12 protein-coding genes are annotated in these 12069 nt (G+C 64.8%); 5 read left to right on the top strand and 7 right to left on the bottom strand.

Translation table 11 applies throughout. The features are described 5' to 3' along the window. The first annotated feature begins 250 nt into the window (after positions 1 to 250). Entirely contained in the window at positions 251 to 613 is a 363-nt protein-coding gene (locus tag ACNFH5_RS01955; RefSeq protein WP_017521274.1) for a PilZ domain-containing protein, read from the top strand. Between the two features lie 212 nt (positions 614 to 825). On the opposite strand, the gene ACNFH5_RS01950 is transcribed toward ACNFH5_RS01955, so the two are convergent. From ACNFH5_RS01950 to ACNFH5_RS01920, 7 genes are read right to left on the bottom strand one after another with little or no spacing between them, the layout of a single operon-like run. Next, complete coding sequence (locus tag ACNFH5_RS01950) at positions 826 to 2922, bottom strand: flagellar biosynthesis protein FlhA (protein ID WP_416743825.1); 2097 nt, start codon at positions 2920 to 2922, stop codon at positions 826 to 828. A gap of 2 nt (positions 2923 to 2924) precedes the next feature. Continuing rightward, positions 2925 to 4058, bottom strand: a complete 1134-nt coding sequence (gene flhB / locus ACNFH5_RS01945) for a flagellar biosynthesis protein FlhB (RefSeq protein WP_416743823.1) — start codon at positions 4056 to 4058, stop codon at positions 2925 to 2927. Continuing rightward, positions 4051 to 4851, bottom strand: coding sequence for a flagellar biosynthetic protein FliR (fliR, locus tag ACNFH5_RS01940; protein ID WP_416743821.1), 801 nt, complete (start codon positions 4849 to 4851; stop codon positions 4051 to 4053). The genes flhB and fliR overlap by 8 nt, the downstream gene beginning before the upstream one ends. Positions 4852 to 4855: 4 nt before the next feature. Further along, positions 4856 to 5128, bottom strand: a complete 273-nt coding sequence (locus tag ACNFH5_RS01935) for a flagellar biosynthetic protein FliQ (RefSeq protein WP_045213351.1) — start codon at positions 5126 to 5128, stop codon at positions 4856 to 4858. A 22-nt stretch (positions 5129 to 5150) separates the two neighbouring features. Beyond that, positions 5151 to 5918, bottom strand: coding sequence for a flagellar type III secretion system pore protein FliP (gene fliP, locus ACNFH5_RS01930; protein WP_416744378.1), 768 nt, complete (start codon positions 5916 to 5918; stop codon positions 5151 to 5153). Positions 5919 to 5920: 2 nt separating this feature from the next. Beyond that, positions 5921 to 6292 (bottom strand): FliM/FliN family flagellar motor switch protein, encoded by a 372-nt coding sequence (locus tag ACNFH5_RS01925; protein WP_416743818.1) that lies wholly within the window; start codon positions 6290 to 6292, stop codon positions 5921 to 5923. Next, positions 6289 to 7128, bottom strand: a complete 840-nt coding sequence (locus ACNFH5_RS01920) for a FliM/FliN family flagellar motor switch protein (protein WP_416743816.1) — start codon at positions 7126 to 7128, stop codon at positions 6289 to 6291. Before ACNFH5_RS01920 ends, ACNFH5_RS01925 begins: the two co-directional genes overlap by 4 nt. A gap of 473 nt (positions 7129 to 7601) precedes the next feature. Between ACNFH5_RS01920 and ACNFH5_RS01915 the strand changes: the two genes are divergently transcribed. Genes ACNFH5_RS01915 through ACNFH5_RS01900 form a run of 4 tightly spaced genes read left to right on the top strand, consistent with a single transcriptional unit; the run spans position 7602 to position 12064 of the window. Further along, positions 7602 to 8981 (top strand): sigma 54-interacting transcriptional regulator, encoded by a 1380-nt coding sequence (locus ACNFH5_RS01915; RefSeq protein WP_416744376.1) that lies wholly within the window; start codon positions 7602 to 7604, stop codon positions 8979 to 8981. A gap of 25 nt (positions 8982 to 9006) precedes the next feature. Then, positions 9007 to 9345, top strand: coding sequence for a flagellar hook-basal body complex protein FliE (locus ACNFH5_RS01910; RefSeq protein WP_416743814.1), 339 nt, complete (start codon positions 9007 to 9009; stop codon positions 9343 to 9345). 9 nt (positions 9346 to 9354) lie between these two features. Further along, entirely contained in the window at positions 9355 to 11046 is a 1692-nt protein-coding gene (fliF, locus tag ACNFH5_RS01905; protein ID WP_416743813.1) for a flagellar basal-body MS-ring/collar protein FliF, read from the top strand. Beyond that, positions 11024 to 12064, top strand: a complete 1041-nt coding sequence (locus tag ACNFH5_RS01900; protein WP_416743811.1) for a FliG C-terminal domain-containing protein — start codon at positions 11024 to 11026, stop codon at positions 12062 to 12064. The genes fliF and ACNFH5_RS01900 overlap by 23 nt, the downstream gene beginning before the upstream one ends. The last annotated feature ends 5 nt before the right edge of the window (positions 12065 to 12069 follow it).

Here is a 12069-nt window from a genome sequence, read left to right as displayed (position 1 = left end):
GCACCGTGGGGTGGCGCAGAGGGGTGTGTGCAAAATCGCAGCACTGCGGGCAATCGCGCAGCGCAGATTGCAGAGTATCCGCTGCATGGCTGCAGCGGTGCGCCGGGCGATGGAAGGCGCTCGATTTCCTGCTCAGTGCTGGCCAGTTGATAGCTTTTGAGTTCGTTTGAGGTGCCGGCGCTGCTAGGATGCGCGCGCGTTTCGTTGCAGAAGCGCCCGTCCCAGAGCCCGTTCTCTACAAGAGGCCCCCATGCGCAAGCACCGTCGTTTGACCTTCCGCCACATCGGCCAGATCAACGTGACCAACCGCCTGAGCGGCGACCCCATGGGGGTGGTCCTGGACGTCTCGATGGGAGGCCTGCGGCTGGTGACGGAGGAGCCGCTGGCGCCGGGCAGCTGTTACGACATGCGCCTGGAGATACCGGTACGCGAGGATCACACGCGCTCGGTGGACATCACTGCCATCTGCCAGTGGTCGAAGAAGGACGCCAAGAATGCGCGCTTCGAACAGGGCTTCAAGCTGGATCGGCCGAGTGCGGCGTTTACCGAGCTGGTGACGTCGATGTCGGTGAGCTTCAACCGCAGTTTGTTGGGGCGAGCGCGGTTGTCGTGATGGGGGGGGCTGGGTGCGGTCTGTTGCACCCTCTCCCCAGCCCTCTCCCTGAAGGGAGAGGGGGCCGTTCGGCATGCTGGGGTTGTTTAGGAGTCAGCCGGCGTGCGTTGAATCTTCAGCCCAGCCGGGACAGTCCCCTCTCCCTTCGGAGCGGGGCGCGCAGCCAGGGTTAGGGAGAGGCCAGCCCCAACGCCCGAATCTCCCGAAACGCCTTACCCCAGCGTCCCCAGAATCTGCACCCCCACCCGCTCCGGAATCTCGTTCTGCGACAGCACGTGCAACCCTGGGCTGAACACTCGCGCATAACGTGCCAGCAGCGGGCGGAGCTGCGGCATCACGGTGAGGATCGGCGGGTGGCCTTCCTTGCGCAGCTTTTCCTTCACCACCGGCATGCTGTGCTGCAACTGGTTGAGCAGGCTGGGCTCCACCGGGATGTTGTCCAGGCTCACCGGGCCGGCCTGCTGGGCGATGCTCAGGGCGCCGAGCAGGGTGTTCTCCAGGGCATTCTCCAGCACGAACACGCTCAGCTCCGGGCGGTCGCCGGCAATCGACGACACGATGCTGCGGCGCAGCGCATAGCGCACGTCGGAGGCCAGCAGCACCGGGTCCTTGGTGGTCTCGCTGCCTTCGAGCAGGGCACTGGCGATGGTGACGATATCCTTGAGCGCGACCTCTTCCTGGAGCAGCTGGCGGAACACCCGATGCTGCTGTGAATAAGTGAGCTGCGCCTTCAGCGATTCGGCCAGCTTGGGCGCCTGCAGGGTCAGGCGTTGCATCAGGTGCTCGACGTCGTCGTGCTTGAAGATGTCCGGCAGGTGCTCGCGCACCACCTTGTTCAGGTGCGTGGCGACCACGCTGGCGCAGTCGATCACCTGGTAGCCCAGGTTCAGCGCGCGGGACTTGTCCGCCGGCAGAATCCACACCACCTGCATGCGGTACGCCGGGTCGACGCCGAGGATGCCGTCGATCTCGCCATAGAGCTCCGGCGAGGGAATCGCCATCAGCCGGTCGGCGTGGATTTCCGCGCCGTCGATGCGCTCGCCGTTGATGTGGATGGCGTATTGCGAGGCTTTCAGGCGCAGGCTGTCGCGGATCTGCACTTCCGGCAGGAGGAAACCGAGGTTCTCCGAGAGCGTCTGGCGTACCCCGCGAATCCTCTGCGGCAGCGGCGCGCCGCTGGCTTCGTTGACCAGGCTGACCAGCTTGTAGCCCAGCGAGATCGACAGGCGCTCCACCAGTGGGATGTCTTCCCAGCCCAACTGCTGGGCGCGCTCCTGGTCCATGGCGTGCGTCAGCGCCTGGGTCTGCTCCAGGGTCTGCGCTTCGATCGGCGGGCCGGCCAGCGACAGGCGCCAGGCGATGAAGGCCACCAGCGCGGCGAAGGCGAAGAACGCCATGTGCGGCATGCCCGGCACCAGGCCGAGCACGACCAGGATGCCGGCGACGGTATAGAGCAGCGACGGCGAGGCCAGCATCTGCTTGCGCACCAGGCTGGTGATTTCCGCCGATTCGTTGACCCGTGTGACGATGATCGCCGCCGCAGTGGACAGCAGCAGCGCCGGGATCTGCGCCACCAGGCCGTCGCCGATGGTCAGCAGGGCGTAGCGCTGGAAGGCCGCGCCGGCGGGCAGGTCATAGACGAACACGCCGATGGCCAGGCCGCCGAACAGGTTGATCAGCAGGATCAGGATGCCGGCGATGGCGTCGCCGCGGACGAACTTCGAGGCGCCGTCCATCGCGCCGTAGAAGTCGGCTTCCTTGGCCACTTCCGAGCGCCGGCGCTTGGCTTCGTTCTGGTCGATCAGGCCGGCGTTGAGGTCGGCGTCGATGGCCATCTGCTTGCCGGGCAGGGCGTCCAGGGTAAAGCGCGCAGTCACCTCGGAGATGCGCTCGCCGCCTTTGGTGATGACCATGAAGTTGATGATCATCAGGATCACGAAGACGATCAGGCCGACGATGAAGTTGCCGCCGATGACCACGTGGCCGAAGGCTTCGATCACCTTGCCCGCCGCGCCGGTGCCGGTGTGGCCGTCGAGCAGCACCACGCGGGTGGAGGCGACGTTCAGGGTCAGGCGCAGCAGCGTGGTGACCAGGATCACCGTGGGCAGCAAGGAAAAGTCCAGCGGACTCTTCGATGACACGCTGACCAGCAGCACCAGGATCGCCACGACGATGTTGAAGGTGAACAGGGCGTCCAGCACCAGTGGCGGCAGCGGCAGGATGATCATCGAGAGGATCGACAGGATGATCAGCGGGATGCCGATGCGGCCGCTCTGGAAGGTCGGCAATAGTGACTGCAGTAGGCGCATGGTCAGACTCTGTTCAGCAGTTCTTCGGGAATGGGGACGTTGCGTATCAGCTCCGGGCGTTCACGACGCCCGGAGCGCCAGGCCTTGAGCTGGAGGATGTAGGTGAGGACGTGGGCCACGGCCTTGTACAGCTGCGCAGGAATCTGCTGGTTCACCTGGGTGGTGGCGTAGATGGCGCGGGCCAGCGGCGGCAGTTCGAGCACTTCCAGATCGTGAGCCTTGGCCATCTTGCGGATGTACAGCGCGGTCTCGTCCAGGCCCTTGGCGACCACGTAGGGCGCCTGGGCCTTCTTCGGGTCGTAGCGCAGCGCCACGGCGAAGTGCACCGGGTTGACGATCACCACATCGGCGGTCTTGATCGTCTTGCTGATCTGCCGGTGCACCAGCTGGCGCTGTAACTGGCGGATGCGCGCCTTCACTTCCGGGCGGCCTTCCTGGTTCTTGTGTTCTTCCTTGCGCTCCTGCTTGGTCATGCGCAGCTTCTTCTTGAAGAAGAAGTACTGGATCGGGATGTCGATGACCGAGAACAGGATGAACACCACCAGCAGAGAAAGCGTGATGTCGTAGAAGGTGCCGAAGGCCGTGGCGATGGCCGTGCGCACGTCGCCGCGCTGCAAGGCGAGCAGGCCGGGCAGGGCACCGTGCAACTGGTAGAGGGCGACGGCAATCAGCACGGCGATCTTCAGCAGCGACTTGGCCAGCTCGGTCCAGTTCTGCAGCGAGAAGATGCGACCCAGCCCGGTGATGGGGTTGAGCTTGGAGAACTTGGGCATGAAGTTCTTGCTGGAGAAGATCCAGCCGCCGGGGATCATCGAGAACAGCACCACCAGCAGCGGCGTGACCAGCAACGGCAGCAGTGTGGTGATGAACAGCACCAGGTGATGACCGAGCACCAGCGGCAGGTCGTTCAGGCCGATCTCGCTGTTGCGCAGATCGATGAAGGACAGCGCGAAGCCTTGCTTCAGGCCGTCGTAGAAATGCTCCACGCAGAATTTCAGGGCGATGAGCGTGGCCAGCAACGAGAGCGTGGTGGAGAGGTCCTTGGAGCGGCTGACCTGGCCATCCTCGCGGCTCTTCCTGAGTTTCTGCTGGGAGGCCTCTTCCGTCTTTTCCTGGGCGCTGTGCTGGTCAGCCATGGCGCCCCTCGCGGAAGATCACGCCGATGGCGTCGAGCAACTGGCGGGTGAGCTTCAGATAGTTCTCGGGGATGTCCGGCAAGGTCAGCCAGATGCACGCAAGGCCCGCCAGTATCGCCATCGGAAAGCCCAGGGAGAACAGGTTGAGCGCTGGCGAGATGCGGTTCAGCAGGCCGAAGCAGAACTGCACCAGGGTCATGCAGAACACCACCGGCAAGGTGATCAGCACGGCGGCGGAGAACACCCAGGCGAGGCTGCCGACCACCGATTCCAGCCCCAGGTAATGCAGCCCGCTGCCTACCGGCCAGTAGACGAAGCTCTGGTAGAGGATGCTCACCACCAGCAGGTGGCCGTCGATGGAGAGGAACAGGAACACCAGCAGGATGAAGTACAGCTGGTAGAGGATCGAGGACGACGACACGCCGTTCATGGGGTCGTTGTAGACGGCCATGCTCAGGCCCAGCTGGGTGGAGATCACGTCACCCACCAGGGTGAACACGGTGAACACCAGCATCAGCGAAAGCCCGAGCATCAGGCCGAAGGCAATCTGTTCCAGCGCTACCAGCAGGCCCTGGGCGGACAGCGGATCGATGGCCGGCGGGCGCGGCAGCGCGGCGCCGAGGGCGACGGTCAGGGCCAGGCCGAGGAGGATGCGCAGGCGCATGGGGATCGCCTTGTGGCTGAAGATCGGCGCCAGGGCGAACACCGCCATGATCCGGCAGAAGGGCCACCACCAGGCCTGCAGCGTTTGCAGGTAGTCGAAGGCCTGCAGGAAGGATGCGCCTTGCTGCATGGCATCAGCCGACCAGGCGGCCTGCCTGGTGGAACGACTCGATGAACAGCTCGGACAGGGTGCGCAGGATCCAGTGGCCGGCGAACACCAGCATCCCCAGGGTGATCAGCAGGCGCGGCAGAAAGCTGAGCATCTGCTCGTTGATCTGCGTGGCCGCCTGGAAAATGCTCACCAGCAGGCCACCGATCAGGCTCGGCACGATCAGTACGCAGACGATCAGCGCGGTGATGTGCACGGCGTTGGAAACGATGTCGACGGCGCTTTCCGGAGTGAGCATCTGTAGTGTTCCGTCAGGGCCGCTAGAACGGCTGCACGCTGCTGGTCAGCGTGCCCATCATCAGGGCCCAGCCGTCCACCAGCACGAAGATCATCAGCTTGAACGGCAGCGAGATCATCATCGGCGAGAGCATCATCATGCCCATCGCCATCAGTACGCTGGCCACCACCAGGTCGATCACCAGGAACGGGATGAAGATCATGAAGCCCAGCTGGAAGGCGGTTTTCAGCTCGCTGAGCACGAAGGACGGCAGCAGCAGGGAGAAGTCCAGGTCTTCCAGTTTTTCCGGCACCGTCTCGCCGGCCAGGCTGACCATGGTCTCCAGCGAGGTGCGGTTGGTCTGCGCCAGCATGAAGCGGCTCAGGGTCTGCTTGGCGCGGCCCATGCCGTCTTCCAGGCTGATCTGGTCGGCCTCGAAGGGTTGGTAGGCGTTGGCGTAGATGTCCTGCCAGACCGGGCGCATCACCAGCAGCGTCATGATCAGCGCGATACCCACCAGCACGTTGTTCGGCGGGCTCTGCTGCAGGCCGATGGCCTGGCGCAGGATGGCCAGCACGATGACGAAACGGGTGAAGCAGGTCATCAGCATGAGCATGGCCGGGAGGAAGCCCAGCAGGGTCATGACGATGAGAATCTGCAGCTTGACGCTGAAGGCCTGGCCGTCCGCCGTGTCGTGCAGGTTGAACAGCGTGACCTCGCCGCCGGCCGCCTGTGCGTAGAGCGGGCAGAGCGCGGCGACGAGCAGGCCAAGCGCGGCCAGCGATCTGCCTGTCAGGGAGCGGCGCAACATCATCAGGCAGTCAGGGCGTCGAGGCTGGCGCCGCACAGTTCCAGCACGCGCAGGCCGTAATTGCCGTTCATCACCACCACTTCGGCCTTGGCGAACAGCGCACCGTTGACCTTCACGTCCAGCGGTTCGCCGGCGAGCTTGTCGAGGATGATCACGCTGTTGGCATCGACGTCCATCAACTCCTTCAGCGAGATTTCCACCGAGGCGACTTCCAGGGTGACGTTCACCGGAATCTTGCCGAAGAAAGCCAGGTCCTGCTGCGGCAGCGACGCGCGCACGGGTTCGGCGGGGATGTCGGTGACGTCCTGGGTGAGGCCCAGGTCGCCGTCGTTGATCAGCGACTCGAACTCGGAGTCGGAGAGAGAACCGGTCATGGGTTTTTCACGCTTTCCAGGGAGGAGAGGAAGAGGGTGCCGTCGTCTTCGAAGATGGCGCCGCGGAACAGCTTCTGCTGGTTGACCCGCACTTCGACGCGCTCCAGCGGGCGGATGGTCAGCACATCGCCCGGCTCAAGGGCCAAAACCTGCGACAGCGGCAGGCGCGCGGCGGCGACCACGCAATCCAGGCGCAGCGGCAGGTGCTTGATGTGTTCCACCGGGTTGCCGGTGAGGCGCGGTGGCGGCGGGCCGGCGAGGCGGCGGGTCAGTTCGTCCGCCAGCGGGTTGTCCAGGTAGAGGTAGAGCGAGGAGCGTTGGCCGGTCAGGTGGCTGACGTAGCTGAACTCGGCGACGTACTCCCACTGCACCTCTTCATAGGTGGGGTCGATCTGCTGCAGGCGGCCGACCGATTCGCCCATCAGCAGGGCGCGGCCGAACAGGTCCACCACGTCCAGACCGAGGCGATCGAGCATGCGCTGCTCGGAGCTGCTGATCGGCGGCGTGTCGCGATTGGCGACCACGGTGCCGCCGTAATAGCACTCGATGACTTCGGTGAGCAGGGCACGGTCCATGGCGAAACCGAACTTGCCCAGGGGCGAATCGAATAAACATTCCAGTTCACGGGGAAGTTCCTCGTGAATGGTCAGGTTGTCCAGTTCGAGATTGATTCGATAATGCCGCAGGAAATAGTCGCTGATGATTCGCGGATATTTTCCGGAGATCTCTTTGATGTACTGCGGGATCTTGTGATAATGCCGGCCGAGTTTCTGCGGTTTCAGTCGAATCAGACTATCGGCGGGCACGCCATGGTGGACTTTTGATTTACCAGTCATGCTCAGCGTCGTACTTCCAGGTTCGATCTGCCATCTGCCCAAGGACACGGGAGGTGTCATGACCGCCGGGATCGGCTGATCGTTGCTCGCGGCATGCTCTGTCTGTCAGAGGGCCCGTGTCTTCTGCGTCACAGGCTGCTGACGTGGCGCAATGATAGCGATCTGAGGTCGTCCGATTAAATCAATAGATATCAAATGCTGTTTTTGACGGAACTTTTTGTCTATTGATTTAAATTAATCGGCGGGAAGCTATGGCGTAGTGCTGGCACTTGTTAGTGTGGGTGAGTTAGTTACAGGTTGCAGCGATTCGCATATGACGAAGTTGTTGCAATGCCACCCGTGAGATACCCGTTCTGTTAAGAAGTTCCGCAGTCGCCGATATAGGTTTCGGCTGATGCTGGCGTTGAGCGACGACAAGGGTTTTCGAACGCACTAGCGAATGGAAAGTTGCGGTGAACAGTTTAAGCCAGTCGATCGATCAATTATGTGAAACGCTGCTCGAAGAGCGGCCTGCGCAGAAAAAAGTTGCGATCATCGGGCCGTCCTCGGACGCCGCTCACGCTCTCCTTTTGCAGACGCTGCTGGCTGAAGGCTGTCGCGTCGAGCGCTTCTCCGGCTTCGCCGAACTGGCCCGTGCACGCAGCGACGCTTCCCTGCTGTTCATCCTTGCTGGTGCCTTCCCCGCCCCTGACCTTTATGCTCAGGTCGGCGCGCTGCTCAGCGATGGCCGCGAGCGCGATGTGGTGCCCATTGTCGGTTATGAAGAGCAGGACAAGGCCGCCACCCTGCTCGACCTCGGCTGCGTCGACTATCTGTTGTCTCCCTTCGGTGCTGGCCAGCTGGCCGCGTTGCTGCGTCGCCAGGAAGCTTCCAGCGCCGCCCAGGAACTGTTCGTTTCGCGCTCCCAGGCTGGCCGCCGCCTGCTGGCCATGGCGCAACGCGTCGCGCAGACCCGCGCGCCGATCCTCATCAGCGGCGAAACCGGCACCGGCAAGGAGCTGCTGGCCCGCTACATCCACGGCATCGCCAGCCCGGACGCGCCTTTTATTGCGGTGAACTGCGCGGCGATCCCCGAGGCGATGCTCGAATCCATCCTCTTCGGCCACGAACGCGGCGCCTTCACCGGCGCGGTGAATGCCCAGCCGGGCAAGTTCGAACTGGCCAACGGCGGCACCCTGCTGCTGGACGAGATCGGCGAGCTGCCGCTGGCCCTGCAGGCCAAGCTGCTGCGCGTGCTGCAGGAGCAGCGCGTGGAGCGCCTGGGCGGGCGCCGCGAGATCGAACTGGACGTACGCATCATCGCCGCCACCAACCGTGACCTGCAGGCCGAGGTCAGCGAGGGCCGCTTCCGCGCCGACCTGATGTTCCGCCTCGACGTGCTGCCGTTGCACATCTCGCCCCTGCGCGAGCGCAAGGAAGATGTACTGCCGCTGGCGCGCCGTTTCATCCGCCAGTACGCCCCGCAGGACGCCGAACAAGACCTGCTCACCGAGTCCGCCAGCCGCGCGCTGCTGCAGCATGACTGGCCGGGCAACGTGCGCGAACTGGAGAACACCCTGCAGCGCGCGCTGGTGCTGCGCAACGGCCTGTTCATCCAGCCCCGCGACCTCGGCCTGGCCGCGCCGGATGCGCCCATGGCCACCGTTGCCGCGGTGATCCCGCTGGCGGCCGAAGGCGGCCGCGCCGCGCTGCGCGCCAGCGGCAAGCTCGCCGAATACCAGCACGTGATCGACACCATCCGCCGATTCGGCGGGCACAAGACCAAGGCCGCCGAGAGCCTGGGCATGACCACCCGCGCGCTGCGCTACCGACTCAACGCGATGCGCGAGCAGGGCGTGCAGGTGCAGTTCTGATTTCGTTTCCCAGGGGAGCCCTTCCATGAGTTCGATCATGCAGGTACAGCAGGACATGCTGGACCGGATGAACCGTTACGCCGATCTGGCCAGCGGGCCGGCTGTGCGGCCTGCTGCGCAGCTCGCCACGCAGCTCGACGAGAGTCAGGGCATCGGCGCCAGCTTCGAGCAGGCGCTGCGCTCGGTGGACGCCGAACAGCACCAGTCCAGCGCCGCCATGGCCGCGGTGGACAGCGGCCAGAGCGACGACCTGGTCGGCGCCATGATCCAGAGCCAGAAGGCCAGCGTGTCGTTCTCCGCGCTGCTGCAGGTGCGCAACAAGCTCACCGGCGCCTTCGACGAAATCATCCGCATGCCGCTGTAAGGACTGACAGTGCTGCAGAATCTCAAAGGGCGCCTGCCGCTCGACAAACTCAAGCTCGACCCGCGCCTGGGGCTGCTCGGCATTGCCCTGGGTGCCGCGCTGCTGGCTGCTGCCGTGGTCTTCTACCTGTGGCGCGACCAGGGTGCCTACCGCCCGCTGTACGGCGCAGGCGAGGCTTACCCGGCTGCCGACGTGATGCAGGTGCTGGACGCCGAAGCCTTCGACTATCGCCTGCACCCGCAGAGCGGCCAGGTGCTGGTACGCGAGGAAGACCTGGCGCGCGCACGCATGCTGCTGGCAGCCAAGGGCGTGAAGGTGTCCATGCCGGCCGGCTACGAGCTGTTCGACAAGGATGAGCCGCTGGGCACCAGCCACTTCCTCCAGGACGTGCGCTTGAAGCGCAGCCTGGAAGGCGAGTTGGCGCGCACCATCATGGGCCTGAAAGGCATCGAGCAGGCGCGCGTGCACGTCGCCCGGGAAGACAGCAACTCCTTCGTGGTCGGCCGGCGTGACCCGGCCAAGGCCTCGGTGCTGCTGCAACTGGCGCCCGGCCAACGGCTGAGCCCGGAGCAGGTCGGCGCCATCGTCAACCTGGTGGCTGGCAGCGTGCCGCAGTTGAAGCCCGAAGACGTCAGCGTGGTGGACCAGAGCGGCGTGCTGCTATCGCGCGGCATCACCGGTGCCGGCGGCCCCTCGCAGAACTGGCAGGCGGTGGACGAGTACCAGCGCAAGGCCGTGGGCAATGTCGAGGAAGTGCTGGCGCCGGTGCTCGGCCTGGGCAACTACCGCATCAGCGTGTCCGCCGATATCGACTTCAGCCAGAAGGAAGAAACCCAGCAGGCCTACGGTGAGGCGCCGCGTCTGCGCAGCGAGGTGCTGCGCAACGAGAGCACGCTGGACCAGCTCGCCCTCGGCGTGCCCGGTTCGCTGAGCAACCGTCCGCCGGAGCCGCCGCCGCAAGCGCAGCAGGGGCAGGCGCAGAACGCCAACGTTCAGGCCGGCAACGGCAAGGTCGCCAGCACCGACAACAAGGCTGCCACATCTACCCGCGAGGAAGCCACCCGGCAGAACGATTTCGACCAGCGCGTCACCCACATCAAGTACCCGGCCTTCGCCCTGCGCCAGCAGAGCGTGGCGGTGGTGATCAACGCCAGCGCGGCGCCCGAAGGCGGCTGGACCGACAAGGCCCGCGCTGACCTGGAAGCCATGGTGAAAAGCGCTGTCGGCTTCAACGCCCAGCGCGGCGACCTGATCACCGTCAGCGTGTTCCCGTTCGCCGCCACGCCGGTGGAAGAGTCTTCCGCCAGCTGGTGGGAGAGCAGCGCCCTGCAATCCCTGGTGCGCTACACCGTGCTCGGCCTGATCGCCCTGCTGTTCCTGCTGTTCGGCGTGCGCCCGGCTGTGCGCAGCCTGGCCCAGCGGGCGCAGCCGACGGCTACCGCTGCGTTGCCCGAGGGTAGCGCCGAGTATCCGCTCGCCCTGGACGCCGAGCGGCGCCTGGCGCTGGGCAGTGAAAGCGTCGGCGGGCTCAACGTGCTCGGCGAGCTGAACCCGCTCTCGGAAATCCGCCTGCCGGCGCCGGGTTCGGGGCTGGAACACCAGATCGAGCATCTGCAGATGCTGGCGAAGAACGACCCGGAACGGGTCTCGGAAGTGATCAAGCACTGGATTGGCCGCAATGACCGACACGAGCCTGCCTGAAGAACCGAAAAAGCGCGGCCCGCAGATGCGCGCCGTGAGCTCCCTGGAACAGGCGGCGATCCTCATGCTGAGCATGGGTGACGAAGCCTCCGCGGGCATCCTGCGCAACTTCAGCCGCGAGGAGATCGTCAGCATCAGCCAGGCGATGGCGCGGCTGTCCAACGTCAAGCAGAACACCGTCTCCGACGTGATCGGGCGCTTCTTCGACGACTACAAACTGCAGTCCAGCATCAAGGGCGCCTCGCGCTCCTACCTCGCCGGCATGCTCGGCAAGGCGCTGGGCAGCGACATCACGCGCAACCTGCTGGACAGCATCTACGGCGAGGAAATCCGCGCCAAGATGGCGCGCATGGAGTGGATCGATCCCAAGCAGTTCGCCGCGCTGATCGCCAAGGAACACGCGCAGATGCAGGCGGTGTTCCTCGCCTTCCTGCCACCGGGCATGGCCACTGATGTGCTCGAAGCCATGCCGCCCGAGCGCCAGGATGAGTTGCTGTTCCGCATCGCCAACCTGAGCGAGGTGAACAGCGATGTCATCGCCGAGCTGGAGCAACTGATCGACCGCAGCCTGCGCGTGCTCTCCACCCAGGGTTCGCAGGTACGCGGGGTCAAGCAGGCGGCGGACATCATGAACCGCTTCAAGGGCGACCGTAACCAGATGTTCGAGCTGTTGCGCGCCCACAACGACGACCTGGTCGGCAGGATCGAAGACGAGATGTACGACTTCTTCATCCTTTCCCGGCAGAACCAGGAAGTGCTGCAGACCCTGCTGGAAGTCATCCCGCTGGACGAGTGGGTGGTCGCGCTGAAGGGCGCCGAACCCGAGCTGGTACGCGCCATCCAGGGCGCCATGCCGAAGCGCCAGATGCAGCAGATGGAGTCGATCAACCGCCGCCAGGGCCCGGTGCCGCTGAGCCGCGTGGAGCAGGTGCGCAAGGAGATCATGGGCGTGGTCCGCGACCTGGCCGCCGAAGGCGACCTGCAGGTGCAACTGTTCCGCGAGCAGACGGTGGAGTAACCGCG

Origin of the sequence: Pseudomonas sp. NY15435, assembly GCF_048068295.1 — a bacterium.
Taxonomy (GTDB): Bacteria; Pseudomonadota; Gammaproteobacteria; order Pseudomonadales; family Pseudomonadaceae; genus Pseudomonas.
The sequence above is the reverse complement of the archived record's forward strand: the minus strand, read 5'-3'. Positions and strand labels throughout refer to the sequence as shown.